Source organism: Devosia sp. A449 (assembly GCF_054489375.1).
This window is the reverse complement of sequence record NZ_JBTMWU010000004.1, coordinates 194781-215603: the sequence shown is the minus strand read 5'-3', so window position 1 is coordinate 215603 and position 20823 is coordinate 194781. Positions and strand designations below refer to the sequence as shown.

At 64.1% G+C, this 20823-nt stretch carries 23 protein-coding genes; 9 read left to right on the top strand and 14 right to left on the bottom strand.

Annotation, left to right across the window (positions count from 1 at the left end; translation table 11 throughout):
* Nucleotides 1-52: 52 nt before the first annotated feature.
* Entirely contained in the window at nt 53-1072 is a 1020-nt protein-coding gene (locus tag ACX3OW_RS13500; RefSeq protein WP_459096307.1) for an ABC transporter permease, read from the bottom strand.
* Nucleotides 1053-2594 (bottom strand): sugar ABC transporter ATP-binding protein, encoded by a 1542-nt coding sequence (locus ACX3OW_RS13495; protein ID WP_459096306.1) that lies wholly within the window; start codon nt 2592-2594, stop codon nt 1053-1055. The genes ACX3OW_RS13500 and ACX3OW_RS13495 overlap by 20 nt, the downstream gene beginning before the upstream one ends.
* A 195-nt stretch (nt 2595-2789) precedes the next feature.
* On the opposite strand from ACX3OW_RS13495, the gene ACX3OW_RS13490 reads away from it, so the two are divergent.
* A complete protein-coding gene (locus tag ACX3OW_RS13490; RefSeq protein WP_459096305.1) occupies nt 2790-3815 on the top strand; it encodes a LacI family DNA-binding transcriptional regulator in 1026 nt (341 codons plus the stop codon).
* 2 nt (nt 3816-3817) lie between these two features.
* On the opposite strand, the gene copM is transcribed toward ACX3OW_RS13490, so the two are convergent.
* Nucleotides 3818-4168: a CopM family metallochaperone gene (gene copM, locus ACX3OW_RS13485; RefSeq protein WP_459096304.1), complete on the bottom strand. Its 351-nt coding sequence runs from the start codon at nt 4166-4168 to the stop codon at nt 3818-3820.
* A 158-nt stretch (nt 4169-4326) separates the two neighbouring features.
* Between copM and cobF the strand changes: the two genes are divergently transcribed.
* From cobF to cobM, 7 genes are all read left to right on the top strand, one after another.
* Nucleotides 4327-5055, top strand: coding sequence for a precorrin-6A synthase (deacetylating) (cobF, locus tag ACX3OW_RS13480; protein WP_459096303.1), 729 nt, complete (start codon nt 4327-4329; stop codon nt 5053-5055).
* A 71-nt stretch (nt 5056-5126) separates the two neighbouring features.
* Nucleotides 5127-6311, top strand: a complete 1185-nt coding sequence (gene cobG, locus ACX3OW_RS13475; protein ID WP_459096302.1) for a precorrin-3B synthase — start codon at nt 5127-5129, stop codon at nt 6309-6311.
* A gap of 2 nt (nt 6312-6313) precedes the next feature.
* Nucleotides 6314-6946, top strand: a complete 633-nt coding sequence (locus ACX3OW_RS13470) for a precorrin-8X methylmutase (RefSeq protein WP_459096301.1) — start codon at nt 6314-6316, stop codon at nt 6944-6946.
* On the top strand, nt 6943-7665 hold the full coding sequence (locus ACX3OW_RS13465; protein ID WP_459096300.1) for a precorrin-2 C(20)-methyltransferase: 723 nt from the start codon (nt 6943-6945) through the stop codon (nt 7663-7665). The genes ACX3OW_RS13470 and ACX3OW_RS13465 overlap by 4 nt, the downstream gene beginning before the upstream one ends.
* Nucleotides 7662-8423 (top strand): precorrin-3B C(17)-methyltransferase, encoded by a 762-nt coding sequence (locus ACX3OW_RS13460; RefSeq protein ID WP_459096299.1) that lies wholly within the window; start codon nt 7662-7664, stop codon nt 8421-8423. The genes ACX3OW_RS13465 and ACX3OW_RS13460 overlap by 4 nt, the downstream gene beginning before the upstream one ends.
* Entirely contained in the window at nt 8420-9625 is a 1206-nt protein-coding gene (gene cbiE / locus ACX3OW_RS13455) for a precorrin-6y C5,15-methyltransferase (decarboxylating) subunit CbiE (RefSeq protein WP_459096298.1), read from the top strand. The genes ACX3OW_RS13460 and cbiE overlap by 4 nt, the downstream gene beginning before the upstream one ends.
* Nucleotides 9622-10380: a precorrin-4 C(11)-methyltransferase gene (gene cobM, locus ACX3OW_RS13450; RefSeq protein ID WP_459096297.1), complete on the top strand. Its 759-nt coding sequence runs from the start codon at nt 9622-9624 to the stop codon at nt 10378-10380. The genes cbiE and cobM overlap by 4 nt, the downstream gene beginning before the upstream one ends.
* Here the strand turns inward: cobM and phnE (ACX3OW_RS13445) are convergent.
* The 11 genes from phnE (ACX3OW_RS13445) to phnG all read right to left on the bottom strand — a co-directional run bounded on the left by phnE (ACX3OW_RS13445) (nt 10377) and on the right by phnG (nt 19991).
* Nucleotides 10377-11693 carry a phosphonate ABC transporter, permease protein PhnE gene (phnE, locus tag ACX3OW_RS13445; RefSeq protein WP_459096296.1) on the bottom strand — a complete coding sequence of 439 codons (1317 nt, stop codon included), beginning with the start codon at nt 11691-11693 and terminating at the stop codon, nt 10377-10379. The two genes, cobM and phnE (ACX3OW_RS13445), sit on opposite strands and share 4 nt — an antisense overlap.
* Nucleotides 11693-12667: a phosphonate ABC transporter, permease protein PhnE gene (phnE, locus tag ACX3OW_RS13440; protein WP_459096295.1), complete on the bottom strand. Its 975-nt coding sequence runs from the start codon at nt 12665-12667 to the stop codon at nt 11693-11695. Before phnE (ACX3OW_RS13440) ends, phnE (ACX3OW_RS13445) begins: the two co-directional genes overlap by 1 nt.
* Before the next feature lie 158 nt (nt 12668-12825).
* Nucleotides 12826-13734 (bottom strand): phosphonate ABC transporter substrate-binding protein, encoded by a 909-nt coding sequence (gene phnD / locus ACX3OW_RS13435; protein ID WP_459096294.1) that lies wholly within the window; start codon nt 13732-13734, stop codon nt 12826-12828.
* 61 nt (nt 13735-13795) lie between these two features.
* Nucleotides 13796-14611 carry a phosphonate ABC transporter ATP-binding protein gene (gene phnC / locus ACX3OW_RS13430; protein WP_459096293.1) on the bottom strand — a complete coding sequence of 272 codons (816 nt, stop codon included), beginning with the start codon at nt 14609-14611 and terminating at the stop codon, nt 13796-13798.
* Between the two features lie 285 nt (nt 14612-14896).
* Nucleotides 14897-15514, bottom strand: a complete 618-nt coding sequence (locus ACX3OW_RS13425; protein ID WP_459096292.1) for a DapH/DapD/GlmU-related protein — start codon at nt 15512-15514, stop codon at nt 14897-14899.
* Nucleotides 15511-16212, bottom strand: a complete 702-nt coding sequence (gene phnL / locus ACX3OW_RS13420; RefSeq protein WP_459096291.1) for a phosphonate C-P lyase system protein PhnL — start codon at nt 16210-16212, stop codon at nt 15511-15513. Before phnL ends, ACX3OW_RS13425 begins: the two co-directional genes overlap by 4 nt.
* A 2-nt stretch (nt 16213-16214) precedes the next feature.
* Nucleotides 16215-16991, bottom strand: a complete 777-nt coding sequence (gene phnK, locus ACX3OW_RS13415) for a phosphonate C-P lyase system protein PhnK (protein ID WP_459096290.1) — start codon at nt 16989-16991, stop codon at nt 16215-16217.
* The gene (locus tag ACX3OW_RS13410) at nt 16988-17869 is read right to left on the bottom strand and encodes an alpha-D-ribose 1-methylphosphonate 5-phosphate C-P-lyase PhnJ (protein ID WP_459096289.1); all 882 of its coding nucleotides are present in this window, start codon (nt 17867-17869) and stop codon (nt 16988-16990) included. Before ACX3OW_RS13410 ends, phnK begins: the two co-directional genes overlap by 4 nt.
* The gene (locus ACX3OW_RS13405) at nt 17866-18954 is read right to left on the bottom strand and encodes a carbon-phosphorus lyase complex subunit (protein ID WP_459096288.1); all 1089 of its coding nucleotides are present in this window, start codon (nt 18952-18954) and stop codon (nt 17866-17868) included. Before ACX3OW_RS13405 ends, ACX3OW_RS13410 begins: the two co-directional genes overlap by 4 nt.
* Nucleotide 18955: 1 nt before the next feature.
* Nucleotides 18956-19543 carry a phosphonate C-P lyase system protein PhnH gene (gene phnH, locus ACX3OW_RS13400; protein ID WP_459096287.1) on the bottom strand — a complete coding sequence of 196 codons (588 nt, stop codon included), beginning with the start codon at nt 19541-19543 and terminating at the stop codon, nt 18956-18958.
* A 1-nt stretch (nt 19544) separates the two neighbouring features.
* A complete protein-coding gene (gene phnG, locus ACX3OW_RS13395) occupies nt 19545-19991 on the bottom strand; it encodes a phosphonate C-P lyase system protein PhnG (protein WP_459096286.1) in 447 nt (148 codons plus the stop codon).
* A 76-nt stretch (nt 19992-20067) separates the two neighbouring features.
* On the opposite strand from phnG, the gene phnF reads away from it, so the two are divergent.
* On the top strand, nt 20068-20793 hold the full coding sequence (phnF, locus tag ACX3OW_RS13390) for a phosphonate metabolism transcriptional regulator PhnF (protein ID WP_459096285.1): 726 nt from the start codon (nt 20068-20070) through the stop codon (nt 20791-20793).
* Nucleotides 20794-20823 lie beyond the last annotated feature (30 nt).

The following is a 20823-nucleotide window of genomic DNA, read 5'->3' as shown; positions in this document are numbered from 1 at the left end:
GCGTTTGACGCTGCGCCGGTGATCCCGCCTTTACGGCGTGGAATGACTGAATTTATTCGGCCGGCTTGCGGCGACCGCGCAGCGAGCCGCGCTGCAGATAAACCGCCGCGATGATGATCACGCCCTGCACTGCCCCATTGAGGTAGTTGGAGATGATCTCGGTGAGATTGAGGATGTTGCCGATCGAGGTGAGGATCAGCGCGCCGATCACCGTGCCGCCGATGCGGCCAAAGCCGCCCTTGAGCATGGTGCCGCCGATGATCACCGCCGCAATGGCTTCCAGCTCCCACAGCACGCCGGTGGCCGACGAAGCCGAGCCGAGACGCGGCACATAGATGATGGTGGCCAGCGACACGCACATGCCCTGCAGAATGTAGGTCGCGGTCTTGACCCGGTCGACCTTGATCGCCGAGTAGCGCGCCACATGCTCATTGCTGCCAATGGCCATGCAATAGCGGCCGAAGGCGGTGCGGTTCATCAGTACCCAGCCGAGAATGGCGACGGCGATGAATACCCACACTGGATAGGGAATGCGCAGGAAGCTCTCGTAATAGACCGGGCGATAGATTTCGCGGGCGCCATTGTTGAGCGACAGCGTGCCGCCATCGGCGAAATAGGTCACCAGCGAGCGATAAATGCCCATTGTGCCCAGCGTCACGATGAAGGCTTCGATCTTGCCCTTGGTGGTCAAGAAGCCGTTGATGAAGCCGGCGCCGATGCCCAGGATCAGCGAGCAGCCGATGCCCAGCAACACGGTCCAAATGGACGCGCCCATGGCTTCCACGGCGCTGTTCATGATGATGATCATGACGCCGGCGATAAACGCCGCCATCGAGCCCACCGACAGGTCGATGCCGCCAGCGGTGATGACAAAGGTCGCCCCCACCGCGATGATGCCGATAAAGGCCGAGCGGGTGAGAATATTGGTGATGTTACCTTCGTTGAGGAAGGCAGGATTGAGCGAATAGCCCAGGATCACCAGCAGGATCAGCGCCAGCAGCGGTCCCGCGGTCTTGAGGTCGAGCCGGAAGCCTTTCCCCGGCTTGGCTGCCTCATGCGCTGATACGCTCATCGTCCCCATCCTGTTTGATGCCTGCGGCGTACCGCATGATTTCTGCTTCCACGATCTCGGCGCCTTCGAGCTTGCCGGCCAACCGGCCATTGCGCATCACCAACACGCGGTGACTGAGCCCGATGACCTCCTGCATCTCCGAAGAGATCAGGATGATCGATTTTCCCTCGGCGGCGAGCGCCGCGATGATGTGATAAATCTGCTGCTTGGTGCCGACATCGATGCCGCGCGTCGGCTCATCCATGATGATGATGTCCGGATCGGCTTCCATGGTCTTGCCCAACATCAGCTTCTGCTGATTGCCGCCCGAGAGCTGGCCGACCCGCACCGAGGCATCGCGCGCCCGAATATCGAAGCGGCGTGTGGCGCGCTCCAGGGCCCGCTGTTCGCTCTTACCGTCGAGAAAGCCATGTTTGAGGTGCTTTTTCAGCGTCAGCAGCGTCAAATTGGGCTGCAGGCCGACATTGAGCAGCAGGCCCCGGCCCTTGCGGTCCTTGGTCATATAGGCCAGCCCAGCATCGACCGATTTGGCGACATCGGTGAAATCGACCGGCAGGCCATCGACCTCCACCGCGCCGGCGGTCTTGGCCGTCAGCCCGACAATCGCCTCGGCCACCGCCGTGCGACCAGAGCCGATCAAGCCGGCAAAGCCAAGGATTTCGCCCTTGCGCAGGTCGAATGACATCTCCTTGACGCCCGGCGCCTGCAGCCCGCGCACCGACAGCACCACCGGCGCATCGACATCGGGCTCATGCTTGGGCGGATAGAGATTGGACAGCTCGCGCCCGACCATCATCTGGGCGATGGAATCCGGCGTCAGCGCCTCGGTGCCGATCGTGGCGATCAATTGCCCGTCGCGCAGCACGGTGACGCGCTGGGCGAGGTCCATGATTTCGTCGAGCTTGTGCGAAATGAAGATCACCGCGACGCCGCGGGCCGTCAGCCGGCGGATCTGCTCGAACAGGGTTTCGGTTTCGCCCACCGACAGCACCGCCGTCGGTTCGTCCATGATCAGCACGCGCGCATCGCGGCTGATGGCCTTGGCGATTTCCACCATCTGCTTGTCGGCCACCGACAGCGTATTGATTCGCGCGTCGGGATCGACCCGCACATGCAGCGTTTCCATGACGTCCACGGCGCGACGGCGCATTTCCTTGAGGTCGAGGAAGCCGTATTTCTTGAGTTCGCGACCGAGGAAGATCGAGTCCGCCACGGTCAGATGCTCGGCCAGGTTCAGTTCCTGGTGGATCAGCACGATGCCCATGGCCTCGGCTTCGCCATTGGGCGGCAGCACGGCGGTCTGGCCATCATAGGTGATCGAGCCGGAGGTCGGCTGCTCGATACCCGAGAGAATTTTGATGAGGGTGGATTTGCCCGCGCCATTCTCGCCGATAATGGCGTGAACCTCGCCCGGCTTGATGTCGAAATCGACACTGAAAAGCACCGGGATTTCGCCAAACGACTTGGAAATCCTGTTGGCTGACAGGATGGCCGGCGTCGACGTGCCTTCGGCACTGCTCATGTCTGAAACCCCTCCCCGGCGCATGACAGGTTGGCCCTGTTCAGCGTCCACTACTCAGCGATGTAAAGGTTTTCATAAATGATGTAAAGGTTTACATAGACGGAAAATGGGCTAAGCCTAATGAGAAGTCTGGCGCAGGTCGCGCCATCTGCTAAGGCAGCAGGCGCAGACGCCGCAGGGTGGTCGGGGCGAAGAGTGAAGCACCAGAAACTGGCGACAATTGAGGACGTTGCGGCGATCGCCGGCGTATCCATCGCCACGGTCAGCCGCGCTATCAACGAACCGACCAAGGTCGCCGACGCCACCCGCCGCCGCGTCACCGAGGCGGTTGCCCGCACCGGCTACACCACCAATGCCATGGCCCGTTCGTTGCGCATGCGTCGCAGCAACATGATTCTGATTCTGGCGCCCGATGTGGGCGATCCGAATTTCTCCAATATCCTGGTCGGCCTTGAAACCGAGGCCAGCAAGCGCGGCTATGGCGTGCTGATCGGCAATACCCAGAACGACGCCACGCGCGAAACGGACTATCTGCGCTTCATCAGCTCCAACCAGGCCGATGGCTTGATCCTGTTCACCGGCCACCTGCCCTATGGCTTCGGCAGTGAGGGGGGCGAGTCCCGCCTGCCGCCGATGGTCGCGGTCAACGAACCGGTCAGCAATAATGACGTGCCGTTTGTCGGCGTCGACAATTTCGAGGGCGCCCGCGTCGCCACCGAGCATCTGATTTCCCAGGGTCATCGCCGCATCGCCTTTATCGGCCACTCCACCAGCAAGGCGGTGAACCAGCTCCGCGAGCGCGGCTATCTTGCGGCGCTGCAGGGCCATGGCATCAGCATCGACCCGCTGCTCATCCTTGACGGCGACGGCACCACCGAATCGGGCCGGCAGGCCGCCGAGCACATGTTTGTCCGCGACGTGCTGCCGACCGCGTTTTTCTGCGTCAACGACGCCACGGCACTCGGCGTCATCATTGCGCTGAATGCCCGCCGCTACGACCTGCCGCGAGAATTCTCGGTGATGGGCTTTGACGACATTTCCTTCGCCAGCTTCGTCAGCCCGTCGCTGACCACCATGAAGCAACCCCGCCTCAAGATCGGCGAGGAAGCCATGGACCTGCTGCTGGCCCTGCTGGCCGGCGAAACGCCGCGGCAAAACGAAGTGCTACTGCGCGCCGAGCTGATCGTGCGCAACTCGGTCAGTCGCATCGGGCGGGACTGACGCTACAGCCTGTTCTGGGCCAGCCATGCCTGCATCCAGGCAATCTCTTTCTCCTGCGCCGCAATCACCGCTTCGGCCAGCGCCCGCACTTCGGGGTCGCTGCCATGTTCGAGCACGATCCGCGCCATATCCACGGCGCCTTGATGATGCGGAATCATGCCGCGCAGGAAATCGGCATCGGCGTCACCGGTGAACTCCATTTCCATGGCAGCGTGCATGCTGGCATTGGCCTGTTTATAGGCGGTGGTCGCGGCGCTATCGGTGGCCATGGCGCCATGGCCGGCATGGTCCTGCGCCAGCGTCGGCAGGGCAAAAGCGGCCAGCAGGGCGGTGGCAATGATCAGCGTCTTCATCGGAAACTCCTCTCGGTTGATCCCGCTGCTGTGCTGGATTCCCCAATGGGAAGGTCAAGTGCTAGACGGCGTGCGCCGCAAATTGTGACTACTGGCCTTAACGCAGGTCGCCTGAGCCAGTGCTTGTCAACGCGCCGGCGCTCGGGCAAGGAAACCCCATGCAGACAATCCTCATCGTGGGCATCGGCACCGGCAATCCCGAGCATCTGACCGTGCAAGCCATCAATGCGCTCAACCGCGCCGATGTGCTGTTCATTCCCGACAAGGGCGCGGTCAAGGCCGATCTGGCCGACCTGCGCCGCGACATCATCGCCCGCTACGTCACCAATCCAGCCAGCCGCGTGGTCGAATACGCCGTGCCCCGGCGCGACGCCGCCAACCCGGATTACGCTGCCGGCGTCGACGATTGGCATGCAGCGCTGGCTTTGCGCTTCGCCAGCCTGTTGCGCGATGTGCCGGCCGATGGCGCGGCGGCATTCCTGGTCTGGGGCGATCCCGGGCTGTATGATTCCACCATCCGCATCATCGACCGGTTGCGGCCGGATTTTGCGGTGGAGATCATCCCCGGCATCACGTCGATTCAGGCCCTCACCGCCGCCCATGGCATCGCGCTCAACCGCATTGGTGAGCCGGTCCACCTCACCACCGGCCGCCGGCTGGGCGACGTCGATGACGACACCATCGTCATGCTCGACGGCCAGACCGCTTTCACCGAGGCCGATCCCGAGCTCGACATCTTCTGGGGCGCCTATCTCGGCACGGCGGACGAAATCACCATCTCCGGCCGGCTGGGCGACGTGCGCGAGAAAATTGTGGCCACAAGGCAGGCAGCGCGGGAACGCCACGGCTGGATCATGGACATCTATTTGCTGCGCAAGCGCGGATAGCGCCCCCCCAATCCCCCCCGCGCGACAAGCCGCCCATTCCCCCCGCCGCGCCAATCCGCTAAACCCTACTTATGTCCATCGCATTGCCCCTTACCCATGTGCGCCGCGGCGCCTGTCCGTCGCTTGATGCTCCGATGCAGACCGGTGACGGCTTGCTGGCGCGCCTGCGCGTGGCCGGCGGCCGGATGACGCCCGCTGCGCTGGAAAAGCTTGCCAATATCGCCGGCGATTTCGGCAATGGCGCCATCGAGGTCACGGCGCGCGGCAATCTGCAGGTGCGCGGCCTCACCGCCGCAGGATCGCTGCCCTTCGCCCGGGCCATCGAAGCGTCGGTGAGCATCGAGCGTGGCCTCGTCGTCGAGACCCCGCCTCTGGCTGGCGACGACCCGCAGGAGCTTGCCGACCCGCGCCCGCTGGCCGCCACCATTCGCGGTGACTCCGCCGCTTTGACCGCGCGCTTGGGCCCGAAAGTCACCGTCATTGTCGATGGCAATGGCCAGCTCAATCTGGCCGGGCTCAAGGCCGATATCAGGCTGGTCGCCACCGCCAAGGACAGTTGGACCATTAGTGCCGGCAATTTCGGCTTCGGCACCACCAGCCAGCCGGCGCAGGCCGCCCATGTGGTGCTGGCGCTGCTGGCCGAACGCGGGCCCGAGGCGCGTGTCGCCGACCTGCCGCATATCCAGTTGCTCGCCGTGCTTGGGCATCTATGCACCGACGCGCCGGCGCTGCCGCAACCGACCACCACGCCCATTGGCCGCTTCAATCTTGCGAATACTGGCGCCATCGGGTTGGGCCTGCCGTTTGGCGCCGTGCCGTGGGACGCGCTCAGCGCGCTGGCGGCGATTGCCCCGCATCATGGCGTCAGTGAATTCCGTCTGGCGCCGCATCACGCGCTGCTCGCCATCGGTGCGCGGGCCTCGCTGCTCGACGCACTGGATGAGGATTTCATCATCCACCGGCAGGATCCGCGCCGCCGCATCAGCGCCTGCATCGGCAGCCTTGGCTGCGCCTCGGGCCATATTGCCGCTCGCAGCATTGCCGAGCGGCTGGCGCCGTTGCTCGACGACCACACGGACCTGCATGTCTCAGGCTGCGCCAAGGGTTGCGCCCATCCGCGCCGCGCCGCTTTGACGCTGGTCGGCCGCCCCGACGGTTACGGCCTTGTCATTGACGGGACGGCAGGCGATACGCCGATCACGCTGCTGCGCGCGGACCAGCTTGAGTCCGCCATCGGCCCCGCCGCGCAAGGATGACGATGACCGCATATGACTACATCAAGGATGGTGACGCGATTTATCGCCAGTCCTTCGCCATCATCCGCGCCGAGGCCGATCTCAGCGCGTTTTCGCCCGACGAGGCCGAGCTGGCCATCCGCATGATCCACGCCGCCGGCGCGGTTGAGGCGGCACAGCATTTTGAATTCGGCCCCGGCTTTGTGACGGCCGCCCGCGATGCGCTGGCCAACGGCGCGCCGATTTTCTGCGATGCGGAGATGGTTGCCCGTGGTGTCACCGCCGCCCGCCTGCCGGCGCAGAATGAAGTGATCTGCACCCTGCGCGATCCAACCACGCCGGCCCTTGCCGCTGAGTTGGGCAATACCCGCTCCGCCGCCGCGCTGAAGCTGTGGCTGCCGCGCCTCGCCGGTGCAGTGGTTGCCATCGGCAATGCGCCGACGGCGCTGTTCTTCCTGCTCGAATTGCTGCGCGACGGCGCGCCCAAACCCGCCGCCATCATCGGCATGCCGGTTGGCTTTGTCGGCGCCGCCGAATCCAAGGCCGCGCTGGCGGAACACTCCTATGGTGTGCCCTATGCCATCGTGCGCGGACGCCTGGGCGGCTCGGCAATGACCGCCGCCGCCCTCAACGCACTGGCGAGGCCGGGCATATGAGCGGCACTCTGATTGGCGTCGGCACCGGCCCGGGCGATCCGGAACTGCTCACGCTCAAAGCGGTGCGCGCCATCGAACGTGCCGACGTGGTCGCCTATTTTGCCAAGCAGGGCAATGCGAGCAATGCCCGCCGCATCGTGGCGGATTATCTCACCGGCCAGTTGGAAGAACCGCTGCTCTATCCGGTGACCACCGAGATCGACCGCAACCACGCTGACTACAAAGCCGCCACCAGCGCTTTCTACGCCGAAGCCGCCGCGCGCCTTGCCGTCCACCTCGATGCCGGTCGCAACGTCGCCGTGCTGAGCGAGGGCGATCCGCTATTTTATGGTAGCTACATGCATCTGCATGTCCGGCTCGCGCCAAACTACACCACCGAGGTCATCCCCGGCATCACCGCCATGTCTGGCTGCTGGTCGGCCGCCGGCCTGCCGCTGGTGCAGGGCGACGACATCTTGTCGGTCCTGCCCGGCACGCTGGATGAGGACGCGCTGGCCGCCCGGCTCGACAGTTCCGATGGAGCGGTGATCATGAAGGTGGGCCGCAATCTACCAAAGATCCGCCGCGCCATTGCTGCCGCCGGTCGGCTCGACAGCGCGGTCTATGTCGAACGCGGCACCATGGAAAACGCCATGTCGATCCGCCTTGCCGACAAGCCGGATGATGTCGCGCCGTATTTTGCGCTGGTGCTGGTGCCCGGCTGGAGCACGCGGCCATGAGCGGGCGGCTCGTCGTCGTCGGCACCGGCCCCGGCAATCCGGATCAAACCACGCCCGAAGCGCTGGCCGCCATTGCATCCAGCCATGTCTTCTTCGGCTATGGGCCCTATCTCGACCGCCTCGAATTGCGCGACGACCAACGCCGGGTCGCCTCGGATAATCGCGAGGAACTGGCCCGCGCCAAGGATGCGCTGCACACCGCCGCCTCGGGCGAAAAGGTCTGCGTTGTCTCCGGTGGCGATCCCGGCGTCTTCGCCATGGCCGCGGCCGTGTTGGAGGCCATCGAAGCCGGCCCGCCGGCCTGGCGCGCCGTCGATCTCGATATCGTCCCCGGCGTCACCGCCATGCTGGCCGTCGCCGCCCGCGCCGGCGCCCCGTTGGGGCATGACTTTTGTGCGATTTCGCTCTCAGATAATCTGAAACCCTGGACCGTCATCGAGCAGCGCCTGCGCGCCGTGGCCGGCGCGGGCCTGGTGATCGCGCTGTATAATCCGATTTCCAAAGCCCGCCCGTGGCAGCTGGGTACCGCCTTCGCCATTTTGCGCGAAGTGCTGCCCTGGTCGACGCCGGTGATCTTTGGCCGCGCCGCTGGCCGGCCCGACGAAGCCATCACCATCATGAAGTTGGCAGACGCCGATCCCTCCCGCGCCGACATGGCCACCTGCGTCATCATCGGCTCGCCCGAAACCCGCATCATCGAGCGCCCCAACCTGCCGCCGCTGGTCTATTCGCCGCGCTCGCTGGGAAGCCAGCCGTGAGCTGGCTGTTCATTGTCGGGCTCGGCGAAGACGGCCTGCCCGGCCTGAGCACGGCCGCACAAGCCGCCATTACCGAGGCGGAAGTCGTCTTCGGCGGCGCGCGCCACCTTGAATTGGCTGCTGCCGCGATCACTGGCGAAGCGCGCCAATGGCTCTCGCCGTTTTCGGACTCGGTGGATGCCATCGTGGCACTGAAGGGCCGCAAAGTCTGCGTGCTGGCCTCGGGCGATCCATTCCATTTCGGCGTCGGCGCCACGCTCTGCCGTTATATCGACGCCAGCCAGATGCAGGTGTTTCCGCATCCCTCTGCCTTCAGCCTCGCCGCCGCCCTGCTGGGCTGGCCGCTGCAGGAGGTGCAGACGCTGTCGCTGCATGGCCGGTCGCTCGACCTGATCCGGCCGCATCTGCATCCGGGCGCGCGCATTCTAGCGCTGACATCGGACGAGCATGGCCCCGCCGCGCTGGCGCAGTTGCTCACCGAATCCGGCTTCGGCATTTCCATTGTTACCGTGCTTGAGGCCTTGGGCGGGCCGAAAGAAACAGTGCGCTCGCATGTCGCCATGAGCTTTGGCCTTACCGATATCGACCCGCTCAATATTTGCGCCATCAGCGTTGTCGCCCTGCCCGCCGCGCGCATTCTGCCGCTGACGCCGGGACGCGCGGACGCGCTGTTCGAGCATGACGGCCAGATCACCAAGCACGATATCCGCGCTTTGACCCTCTCCGCCCTCGCCCCACGGCGCGGCGAAACGCTGTGGGATATCGGCGCCGGCTCGGGCTCCATCGCCATCGAATGGCTGCTGACCGATCCCAGCCTGTCGGCGATCGCCATCGAGGCCAATCCCGATCGCGCCGACCGCATCATCCGCAATGCTGCCGCTTGCGGCGTGCCCAATCTCAAGCTGGTCATCGGCACTGCCCCCGAAGCGCTCACTGGCCTCGACGCGCCGCACGCCATTTTCATCGGCGGCGGCGGCTCGGATGCCGGCGTGCTCGACGCGGCGATTGCCGCACTGCGGCCCGGCGGTCGGCTGGTAGCTAATGCGGTCACCATCGAGCTGGAAGCCCTATTGGTGACCCAGCACGCCACGCGCGGCGGCAGCCTCACCCGCATTGCCATCGCCCGCGCCGATGCGCTTGGCAGCATGACCGGCTGGCGGCCGGCCATGCCGATCACGCAATGGGTTTGGAGCAAGCCATGACCGTCCATTTCATCGGCGCCGGCCCCGGCGCGGCTGATCTCATTACCGTGCGCGGCAAAAACCTGCTCGCCGCCTGCCCGGTCTGTCTCTATGCCGGCTCCATCGTGCCGCCCGAAATGCTGGCCTGGTGCCGACCGGAAAGCCGCCTCGTTGACACCGCACCCATGTCGCTCGATGAAATCGAGGCTGAATACCGCAAGGCCGATGCCGCCGGCCAGGACGTCGCGCGTCTCCATTCCGGCGATCTTTCCGTGTGGAGCGCGGTGGCCGAGCAGATGCGCCGGCTGGACCGGCTCGGCATCCCCTATACGCTGACCCCCGGCGTGCCGGCCTTCGCGGCCGCCGCTGCTACGCTGGGCCGTGAGCTGACCATTCCGGCCGAAGCGCAAAGCCTGGTGCTGACCCGGATTTCCGGTCGTGCCTCGCCGATGCCCGAGCGCGAAAATCTTGCGGCATTTGGCGCTACTGGGGCCACGTTGGCGATTCACCTCGCCATCCACGCGCTGGATCGCGTGGTGGAGGAGCTGACGCCGCTCTATGGCGCGGATTGCCCCGTTGCCATCGTGTTTCACGCCTCGTGGCCCGACGAAAAAATCGTCCGTGGCACGCTAGCTGATATCGAAGCCCGCTTCGCAGATGATCCCGTGGAGCGTACCGCGATCATTTTCGTCGGGCGCGGCTTGGGGGCCGCAGATTTCCGCGAAAGCTCGCTCTACGACCCCGACTATCAGCGGCGATTCCGCGACCGGACCTAGTGCGCCGCCGGTCCGATCAGCCGTGAGCGGATGGCGTTGGACACATTGTCGAACAGGAACACCACGCCGAGGATCAGCAGCACCATATAGGCGACCTTGTCCCAGTCCGAATTGGTGCCCATGGCTTCGAGCAGTTTGAGCCCAATGCCGCCGGCCCCCACCGCGCCGATAATGGTGGCCGAGCGGGTATTGCTCTCCCAGAAATACAGCGACTGGGAAATGAACACCGGCAGCACCTGCGGCACCACGCCGAAGCGGTTGACCGAGCCGGCGCTGGCGCCGACCGATTTGACGCCCTCGCGCTGCTTGTCGTCGACATTTTCCAGCGCCTCGGCATAGACCTTGCCCAGCGCCCCGGTGTCGGTGAACAGGATCGCGGCGATGCCGGGGATGGGGCCCGGGCCAAAACCCCGGGTGAAGAATAGCGCCCAGATCAGCATGTCGATGGAGCGCAAAAAGTCGAAACTGCGCTTCATCAGCCAATTGACCGGGCGGCTGGCGGTGATGTTGCGGGCGGCGATGAAAGCCAGCGGAAAGGCGATCAGCGTGGCAAACAGCGTTCCGACAAAGGCCATCACCAGCGTCTGCATCAGCTTGGCCAGAATATCGCCATGCTGCCAGGTGCGGTTGCCCAGCCATTCGCTCAACACCAATGATCCCTGGCCTTGGAACACGAGGCCGATGGTCGACACCAGATCATTGCCCCAGAGCGGCGAGCGCGGATCGTAAAGGAAATTGGCCCAGCCGAGGAAACGGCGCTGCACCGCCACCTGATTGCTGCGAATTTCCGCCTGCCCGGCAAAGCCGTAATTGACCAGCACCTTGCTGCCATCCTGCTCAATGGCAGAGGGCGCATTGTCGGGCGCAAAAGCTCCTTCTTCGGTGATGCTCACCGGCCAGATCGTGCCATCGAGATGCACATCCACCTGCGTGGTGGAGATTTCCAGCCGGTCATCGGCGCTGCCAAAACTCGCGGTCATTCCACCATCTGCGCGCGGCGTCAGCCAGTCAATCTTGGCGCCTTCGGCATATTGCCCCCGGCTCGACCATTGTGGCGTCACCGCGCCATCGGCGAAGCGCAGGCGCGGCTGGGCCCGCCAGCTATACCAGTCTTGAATATAGATCGCAGCGCGATCCCATTTGCCGTTCTGCAGCGCCGGTCCGACGCTGAAGAAAAACCAGCAGAACACCAGATAGGCCAGTGTTGTCGCGATGCCGACCGGCAGGCCCCAGCGCTGGAAAAAACTCTGCTGAAACACGGCCGGATATTTGGCGGCGAGGCGGTGGCGCTCGGCGAGACTGATCGTGGTCATCAGGCTTTCTCCCGGCCCAGTTGGAAGGATTGGTCGCCCACCAGCCGGCGGCGCAGAAAGCCGGAGAACTGGTCGATGGCGATGACCGTCACCAACAGCAGGATGACGATGGCATAGGTTTTTGCGGCATGGTCGCGACCGATCGACAGGCGGAACGCCTCGCCGATGCCGCCGCCGCCGACCGCGCCGATAATGGTGGAGGCGCGGACGTTGATTTCGGTGCGCAGCAGCGTGTAGCTGACGAAATTGGGCAGCACCTGCGGCACGATGGCGAAGCGCACCCGCTCCAGCCAGCTGGCGCCGACCGAGCGCAGCCCTTCCTCTGGCTTCATGTCGGCGTTTTCGACCACTTCAAAGAACAGTTTGCCCAGCGCGCCGATGGTGTGCAGCGACACCGCAACGATGGCGGCAATCGGGCCGATGGACAGCACCGCCGTCAGCAACCCGGCAATGACGATTTCGGGAAAGGCCCGTAGCACTTCCATGATGCGCCGCACCACCCACCGCACCGCGCCTGCGCCAACCAGATTGGTGGCGGCGAAAAAGCACAGCACGAAGGCCAGCGAGCCGCCGATTATGGTCGACACGATGGCGATATTGACCGTGATGATCAGCTGATAAATGAAGTTCGGAATGTAGAAGCTGTCGGTCAGATACAGGCGATCCGCCGTGTAATTATATTTGAGCGAGCCGTCGTAATAAGGCGACTCGATATCGAACATGGCGCGGACGATCTCGAACGGATCATTGGGCACGAAGTTCTTCAGGAAATCGAACAGATAGGGTAGCCGCTCGAAGAATTTGCCCGAGTTGGCCGCGTTGGCGTAATTCATCGCCGCACCCAGCGCCACCAGCACCAGCGCCACGCCGATGAGCGAATAGACCCGCCGGGTGAGCACCTGACTGCGATAGTGGCGCAGCAGGGTCTGGCTGGCGGGAGAGAGGCCCGGTGGGGCGTGGGCGGTGTCCGTCATGCTGTGTCTCCACATTCACGATGTCATCCCGGACCTGATCCGGGATCCACCCCGAGATCTCAGGATGGGCCCCGGCTTTCGCCGGGGTGACACCGCGTTTGCTGGTCGTTCGGAAAGCAAAAATGGCGACGCCGGAGCGTCGCCATTACAGGATAAAATCAGCCGCCGATGACCGACTTACGGGCGTCGATGATGGTCTGGTAGAAAGCCTGATTGGCCGGAGCGAAATCGACATAGCCGCCGCTGGTGAAGCTGTCGAAGCACTCGAAATCGGCAGCCGGCAGGCCGGTGAAGAAGGCGGTGACCTTGGCCTTCATCTCGTCGGACAGCTTGTTGGAGACCATCAGCGGGCCGTTGGGGATGATCGGCGACTGCCAGACTTCCACCAGATCGTCCATGTCGAGCAGGCCCTTGTCGACCATGATGCGCAGGTTGCCCGAGGTGTAGCCCTCGGAGAATTCGCCCTGGCCTGAACCAAATGTGGTGCCGACATCCCAGGTGCCGTCGAGCACGCCGAGCACGAGGTTTTCATGGCCGCCGCCGAAACCGGTCGAGCCGTAGAAATCGGCAATCGGGCCGCCGAGATCGACCGGCAGCGCGACGTTGGGGACGAGGAAACCCGAGGTGGAGTCGGGATCGGCAAAGCCGAGCTTCTTGCCCTTGGTCGAGGCAAGATCGGTGATGCCGGAGTCAGCGCGGGCGACCATGATGGTGTGGTAGCCGGTGGAACCGTCGTCCTGCTTGGTGGTCAGCACCGGATCAACGGCGTTGGGGTCCTGCAGGTAGATGGCGGCATAGGACGAGGCGCCCATGATGGCGATGTCGATGGTGCCACCGAGCAGGCCCTGGATGACGCCATTGTAGTCGGGCGACGGGAAGAACTGCACTTCGGAGACGCCGGTCGCGGCCTTCAGCGGCTCGGCGACGCATTCGGAGCGGCGGATCTGGTCGCTCTCATTCTCGCCGCCGTCAAGGCCAATGCGCAGGACGGAAACGTCCTGGGCGAAAGCGGCAGTGGACATGGAGAGGGCCACGGAGGCCAGCAGGAGGGTGCGGATCGCGGTCATGGATGATTTCCTTTGGGGACGCGGGTTGATCGGCAGGCCCGAAGCGGGCTGCGGAACTCGGTTAATGCGCGGCAGGTGCGCTGGTCTTGAGGGTGATGGGGGCGATGGCGGTGGACGTCATCGCCTCGGAGAAGGCTTCCTTGAGCCCGTCGGCGCCATAGATGGTACGGGCCACATCGGTGGTCAGCTCGTTCGGCGTGCCGTCGAACACCACCTTGCCGGCGCTCATGCCGATGATGCGTTCGCAATAAGCCCGCGCCGTATCCAGCGTGTGCAGATTGGTGATGACGGTGATGCCTTCGGCATTGATGTCACGCAGGCTGTCCATGACGATCTGGGCATTGCGCGGGTCGAGGCTGGCAATCGGCTCATCAGCCAGGATCATTTTGGGGCCCTGCATCAGCGCCCGGGCAATCGCCACGCGCTGTTGCTGGCCACCCGACAGGGTCTGCGCCCATTGCAACGCCGTCTGGGCAATATCGAGCCGCTCCAGCGCCTTCAGCGCCGCCAGCTGCTCATCGGGCGAGAACATTTGCAGCAGGTTGAGCACTGGATTGCGGCCATTGAGCCGGCCCAGCATCACATTGGTGATGACGTCGAGCCGGGGCACCAGGTTGAACTGCTGGAAAATCATGGCGCAATCGCGCTGCCAGTTGCGCAGCGCCTGCCCGCGCAGATCCGAGACGCGCAGCCCGTCATAATCGATATAGCCGGAGGACACGTCGTTGAGCCGGTTGATCATGCGCAGCAGCGTCGACTTGCCGGCGCCCGAGCGTCCAATCACCCCGACCATCTGGCCTTGGGGGATTTCGAGGTTCACGGCATCGACGGCCAGCTTGTCGCCGAAGCGCCGCGAAACATTGGAAATCTTGAGCATCTGGCGCCCTCGCCGTTACGTTGGCGCAGACCTAGGGGGGCGACGTGAAGCTGGGATAACACTTGGATGACGGTTGTGTGACCATGCACAGGGGACGATGTGGCCGAGTTTTGGGCTGCTGTGCTGCCCCACCCACCGTGTCACCCCGGCCTTGAGCCGGGGCCCATCCTGAGATGGTCATTTTACGCAAAACGGCCGCAGGGCCAGCATTGGCACCTTGCGGCCGTGGTAACATCTCGAGATGGGTCCCGGCTCAAGGCCGGGATGACATCGGGGTTGGGGCGACTATCGACCCTCGTATTTCTCCAGAAATGCTTCGATCCCCAGCTTGCGAAAATCCGGCAGCGCGGCGTGCAGCGTCTCGTGATCCCAATCCCACCAGGCCAAGGCATCCAGCCTCCCGGCCACATCGTCGCTGAAGCGCTGCTTGATGGTCCGCGCCGGAACGCCCACGGCGATGGCGAAATCGGCCACATCCTTGGTCACCACAGCGTTGGAGCCGATGATGGCGCCATTGCCGATGGTCACGCCCGGCATGATCACCGCGCCATGGCCGATCCAGGTGTCGTGGCCGATGGTGATCCCCTGCCCGGCCCGCCAGTCGAAGAATTCCTGATCGTCCGCTTCGCCCTCGAAATACCAGGCCGAGCGATAGGTGAAGTGATGCAGCGAGGCGCGCTCCATCGGGTGCATCGAGGCATAGATGCGGACATGGCTGGCGATATTGGCGAATTTGCCAATCTGCGCATAGGCGATCTGGGTGTTCTCGACGCAGTAGGAATAATCCCCCAGCGTCGAACGCGACACGCTGCTGCCCGCGCCCACCTCGGTATAGCGCCCCAGCGTCGAGCCGACGACATTGGCGGTCGGGTGGACAGAGGGTTTCTCGCTCAACCGGGTCATGCGGCAATCCTCGGGGCAAAGGCCATCACGTCGACAATCCGGTCCGCCACCTGCTCGCGCACCTCCTCATCGTGGAAAATCCCCAGCAGCGCTACGCCCGCTGCCTTTTTCTCGGCGATCATCGCCACCACCACGCCCCGATTGGTGGCGTCGAGCGAGGCGGTCGGCTCGTCGAGCAGCAGCACCTTGTGGTCCGTGATGAAGCCGCGCGCGATATTGACCCGCTGCTGCTCGCCGCCCGAAAAGGTCGCCGGCGGCAGGCTCCATAGCCGCTCGGGCAGATTGAGCCGCGCTAGCAGCTCCCTGGCGCGGGCCTGTGCCTCAGCCTTGTCGGTGCCGCGCACCACCAGTGGCTCGGCCACCACATCGAGCGCCGACACCCGCGGCACGGTGCGCAAAAACTGGCTGACATAGCCGATGGAATCGCGGCGCAAAGTCAGCACCAGGCGCGGCTCGGCCGTCGCCAGATCGATGATTTCGCCATGGTGCTGCAGCAGAATGGCGCCGGCATCGACGCCATAATTGCCATAGACCATTTTGAGGATCGAGCTTTTGCCCGCCCCTGATGGCCCGCCCAGCACGACGCATTCGCCGGCGGCCACCTCAAAGCTGACATTTTCCACCACCGGCAAGATCACCCCGTCGCGCAAATGCATGGTGAAGGTCTTGGCGAGATTTTGGACGGATAAAGCGGTCATGGTCACACCTGCAAAATCGAAGAGACGAGAAGCTGGGTATAGGGCTCGCGCGGATCGTCCAGCACGCGGTCGGTCAGGCCAGCCTCGATGACATGGCCGTCCTTCATCACCATCATGCGGTGGCTTAGCAGGCGCGCCACGGCCAGATCATGGGTCACCACAATCGCCGCCAGCCCCAATTCGCCCACCAATTGGCGCAGCAGATCGAGCAGGCGGGCCTGCACCGAGACGTCGAGCCCGCCGGTCGGCTCGTCCATGAACACCAGGCGCGGTCCGGTCACCAGATTGCGGGCAATCTGCAGGCGCTGGCGCATGCCGCCGGAAAAGTCGCGCGGTTGATCGTCGATCCGATCGGCGGCGATTTCCACCCGGCCGAGCCAGTCGAGCGCGGTGTCGCGGATATGGCCATAATGGCGATCGCCCACGGCCATCAGCCGCTCGCCCACATTGGCGCCGGCCGACACCGTCATGCGCAAGCCGTCGGCCGGGTTCTGATGCACAAAACCCCAGTCAGTGCGCACCAGAAAGCGCCGTTCGGCCTCGCTCAACTCATAGATATTGCGCCATTGCCCGTCGCGCATCCGATACATGGTCTTGCCGGCGCTGGGCTCCAGCGTTGCCGACAGCGAGTTGAGCAGCGTGGTCTTGCCCGAGCCGCTTTCGCCGACAATGGCCAGCACTTCGCCCGGCCACAGCTCAAAACTCACATCGGCGCAGCCCAGCCGGCTGCCGTAATATTTACTCAGGCCTTCGACTCGAAGCAGCGGTTCGGTGCTCATTTCGTCGCCTCCATCGGGTCCACGCCCAGCACGCCCATATGGCCGGCGGCGCGGCGTTCTTCACAATTGTCGGTGTCCGAGCAGACATACATATGCCCGCCCCGATCATCCAAAATCACCTCGTCGAGATAGACCTGCTCGGCGCCGCACAGGGCGCAGGGCTCGTCAAAATGCTGGATGGCAAAGGGGTGATCCTCGAAATCGAGGCTCACCACTTCGGTGTGCGGCGGCACCGCATAGATCCGGTGCTCACGTCCGGCGCCGAATAATTGCAGCGCTTCGCTCATATGCATTTTCGGATTGTCGAATTTGGGCGTCGGACTGGGGTCCATCACGTAACGGCCAGCCACCTTCACCGGATAGGCATAGGTGGTGGCGATCCGGCCGTGGCGGGCTATGTCCTCATAGAGTTTGACATGCATCAGTCCATATTCTTCCAGCGCATGCATCTTGCGGGTCTCGGTTTCGCGTGGTTCGAGGAAGCGCAGCGGCTCGGGGATCGGCACCTGATAGACGAGGATTTGCCCGGCACTCAGCGCCCGCTCGGGAATGCGGTGACGGGTCTGGATGATGCTGGCTTCAGCGGTGTGGGTGGTGGTCGCCACCTGCGTGACCTTGGCAAAGAACGCCCGGATCGACACCGCATTGGTGGTGTCGTCGGCGCCCTGATCGATCACCTTGAGGACGTCTTCCGGCCCGATAATCGACGCCGTCACCTGCACCCCGCCAGTGCCCCAGCCATAGGGCATCGGCATTTCGCGACTGGAAAACGGCACCTGATAACCCGGCACCGCAATGGCCTTGAGAATGGCGCGGCGGATCATCCGCTTGGTCTGCTCATCGAGATAGGCAAAATTATATTGGGCGACGGCGTTCATTCCGCGGCCTCCTTCAGTTCAGCCGCATCGTGTTCGGCGCGCATGCGCCGGATCAGGTCGAGTTCGGCCTGGAAATCCACGTAATGCGGCAGTTTCAGATGCTCGACGAAGCCGGTCGCCTGCACATTGTCGGAGTGGGAAATGACGAATTCCTCGTCCTGCGCCGGGGCCACCACGTCCTCGCCGAATTCGCGGGCGCGCAGCGCCCGGTCGACCAGCGACATGGCCATGGCCTTGCGCTCAGCCTGGCCGAACACTAGCCCGTAGCCGCGGGTAAACTGCGGCGCCACCTTGGCTGAGCCCTTGAATTGATTGACCATTTGGCATTCGGTGACGCGGATGCGGCCGAGGTTGACCGCAAAACCCAGCTCGGGCACTTCAAATTCCACATCAACTTCGCCGATGCGGATTTCGCCGACAAAGGGGTGGCTGCGGCCATAGCCGCGCTGGGTCGAATAGCCAAGCGCCAGCAAAAAGCCCTCGTCGCCGCGCGCCAGCGCCTGCAACCGCAAGTCGCGGTCCAGCGGGAAATCCAGTGGCTCGCGGGTCAGGTCGCCGACTTCGCGCTCGGGATCGGTGTCGCCATCGGGCTCCATCAGCCCCTGGCGGCCGAGCAGATCGGTGACGCGGGGCGCTTGTTCCGTCTCTGCTTCGCGGGTCACCGGGGCGGGTACATCGCCGTCGACGATGGATGGATCGAGCAGGCGGTGGGTGTAATCGAAGGTTGGGCCGAGCAGTTGCCCGCCCGGCAGGTCCTTGAAGGTGGCCGAGATGCGGCGCTCGATTTTCATCGTGCCGGTTTCCACCGGCAGCGAATAGCCGAAACGGGGCAAGGTTGTGCGATAGGCGCGCACCAGAAAGATGGCTTCGATCAGATCGCCGCGTGCCTGCAACAGCGCCAGCGCGGCCAGTTCCCGGTCATAGAGCGAGCCCTCGCCCATAGCGCGGTCGACGGCGAGGCCGAGCTGTTCCATGATCTGGTCGAGGCGCAAGGCCGGCACCGAACGGTCGCCGCGACGGCGGTCGGCGAGCAGGGCATGGGCGTTGGCAATGGCGGCTTCCCCGCCTTTGACGGCTACATACATCTCAGTGTCCTTCCGAAATCCGGGTCGAGCGCGGCAGGCCGAGCACCGCGCCATCGGCCACCAGCAGCAGGTCGATGCCGCGCGGAAACAGCTCGCGATTGTCGGCCCATTGGGTGGCGAAATCCTCAGGGAGCCCGACCGGAGCGATGTGGCTCTGGCCTTTGATGCCGGGGCCGCGCAGGGTCAAGTCATTGCCACCGCTCAGGGATTTTACCGCAAGCACGATGGTGGTGGAGCGGTCGGGGTATTCCTGGGTGCCCAGATTGAAATGGTCGAGCCGGGGCAATGCCGCGGCCGAGCCGGCGAAGGCGAACACGGCGCGGGCCGGTTCTGGGGTGATCGGCGCGCCGGTGTGGAAGGCGATGAAGGGGGCGATGCCGGTGGCGTCGGCCAGCCAGATTGCAGTGTCCTGATCGGCTAAGGTCAGGAGAATGCTGGCTAATTCGGACGTCAGCGCGCCGTGGGCGGTGGCGGGCTGGGTGAGGGTTTGTGGCGTGCCGGGGTTGGCGAGGGCGTCCATGATGGCGCGGAAAGTCGCCTGCGATTGCAGGACGGGGTTGGCGAAGCCGCTGTCGAGTCCGAAATCCATTTCAGTCATCTCCGCGTACCATGGTGAAGAAGTCGACCTTGGTCGCCGCTGTTTCGTCGCGGCTCTGCTGCTCGGCTTTCGCCGCAAGAGCTTGCAGGGGAACGATAATTTCGGCTTCGACCTGCGCGGGCTGTTGCTGCCAGAGGGCGTCGATTACGGCGATGACCTCGGCTTTGGCGAGGTCGCGGCCGAGGCAATAGCCGTGTCCCACTTCGCCGCTGGCGAGGCGAATGCTGGCGCGACTGACGCTGGCTTCGCCCAGATTGAACGGCGCGCCGCCGCCCCCGGCCCGGCCCCGAACCATGACCAAACCGACCTCGGGACCACGCAGCATGGTGTGATTTGGCTTGTTGGCCCAATTGTCCCAAAGCCCGGCCAAGGCGCGGGCTGGGGCAGCGGCGAGGGCGTCGAGCACCGCTTTTCTGTGAAACGAAGTCGGCGTTTGCATGCTTGCCTCGATTTGTCTATTACACTAGACAACTAATGTCCTAAATCCGGTCCTACGCTTCCTATGTGAAAATGCAATGACAGTTGTGAAATCCGATCTGGGCGGCATCGCCCTGTGGCGGCGCATCGTTGATGCGATCCGCCTCGATATCGTCGGCGGCAAGCTGGCCGCGGGGGATCGCCTGCCCACCGAAGCCGTTCTGGCACAACGCTTTTCCGCCAATCGCCATACCGTGCGACGGGCGCTGGCGGTGCTGGCTGAAGAGGGAGTGGTGGGCGCTGAACAGGGGCGCGGCACCTTTGTGCGCAGCGCCAAACGGCTGAGCTACCCCATCGGAAAGCGCACCAGATTCTCCGAGGGGCTGGCCGGACAGGCGCAAAATGTCGCCGGGCAATTGCTGTCCAGCAGGCTCGAAAATGCCAGCGCCACCGCTGCCAAAGCACTCGGAATCAAGCTTGGGAGCAAGGTGGTGCGGCTCGAGACCATGTCGCTGGCGGATGGCAAACCGCTGTCGCGGGCAACAAGCATACTGCCGTATCGGCTATTTCCCGATATGGCCGACCGATACGCCGAATTGCGCTCATTTACCGCGGTGTTTGCCAGCTATGGGCTGGGTGATTATGGCCGGGCCTCGACAAGGATTTCGGCGCGACATGCCGATGTGGAGGAGACCAAATTGCTGGGGCTGGCGCCGGGGGCAATCCTGCTGGTGTCGGAGGCGGTGGATGAGGATTCGGCTGGAAATCCAATCTCTTATGCGCTGAGCCGGTTTCCGGCGGAGCGGATGGAGTTGGTGGTTTAGGGAGCGCAGATCGAGGTGGATTGCGGGCAC